We start from the raw sequence: 1192 nt of genomic DNA on the forward strand, positions 1-1192 counted from the left end.
GAGAGCTCTTCTCTGAAGGAATATTTCTTTTTTCCCATGAGATAACGGAATGCGCTCACGATCACGTCCGGACGAGGAGGATCTCCTCCGATGAATAGATCCGGTTCTTTGGGAAGTTTCCCAAGTGGGAAGAGTCCCCCGGAAACTGCTTCGGTACCGCAAGCAACGAGTGCCTTTGGACTTGGCATTGTGTCCCAAGCTACTTGTAGAGGGATTTCCATATTCGGTCCGACTGGTCCTGCATACACGACTGCATCTGCATGTTTGGGAGAAGCTACCACTCGGACCATGCTCGCCTCGCTATCGAACACAGCGTTGAAGCTTGCATTTAGTTCCGCCTCTGTAGAGTTATTGCCGCTTGCGGCAACTTCTCTGTATTGAAAGCCGGTTTTGTGAGTGATCTTACGGAATTGTTTTACTTCGTCGGAGATAGTCTCTTCGTAAGATTTTGGAACTCCATCAATATAAGAAACTTTTAATGCTTCTCTGTCTACTGAATAGACATGGACAAATCCAGAATTTTCGAGTTTATCGGGAGAATGTTCTACACAGAGTCCGCATTGCAAGCAAGCTCCATAGTCGAATATTACTTCTTTTGCAGATACTACCTTGATCCCACCTGTCGGGCAAACCTTCTCTACTGACTTGTCGAGAGAAGATCCTTTCTTGAAACTAGGAACAGGGATGCCTCGAGCATTCGAGTTAGTAGGTTGCATCTTCTCGAAATCTAAATTACGAGCAGGGCGAAGGATGTTTATAATTTCTTGAAATCTTTTCATAGATCGACTCCCACATAGCTTAGATTGAAGGACTTGTTGTTGAGAGGAAAGTCCCCTATATTCTCTCCACGAACCGCAAGCTCTAATGCATGCCAGTTCAGAACGGAAGGATCTCTTACATAAGCCTCGGTAATATCTCCGGAAGAATTCAAGATAAAGGAAACAAGAACAGGTCCTCTCCATCCTTCTGCAGCGCCGTAATAAACTCCCGGTTTTGCCTTGGAAGCTTTGGCCTTCTTGAATGATTCATTTGCAGCATGAAAATTCTTAAGCTGAGGGATCGCTTTTGCAAGCCAAGCCCCGCTATTCTTCAACTCTTCATAACGAAGATAGAATCTTGCCCAAGCATCTCCCTTCATGTTTGCGTGATCCAAATCCAGTTTGATCCCTTCTCCCGCAAGAGAATAGCTTGT

1 protein-coding gene and 1 pseudogene are annotated in these 1192 nt (G+C 45.3%); both read right to left on the reverse strand.

The features are described from left to right. Nucleotides 1–779, reverse strand: a 779-nt coding sequence (locus EHO59_RS18110) for an NADH-quinone oxidoreductase subunit B family protein (protein ID WP_135589887.1), incomplete at its 3' end; no start/stop codon positions are given. Further along, nucleotides 776–1192: pseudogene (locus tag EHO59_RS18115) on the reverse strand (hydrogenase large subunit); the annotation flags it as partial. The pseudogene EHO59_RS18115 and the gene EHO59_RS18110, both read right to left, overlap by 4 nt.

The sequence above is a fragment of the Leptospira semungkisensis genome, assembly GCF_004770055.1.
GTDB lineage: Bacteria > Spirochaetota > Leptospiria > Leptospirales > Leptospiraceae > Leptospira_B > Leptospira_B semungkisensis.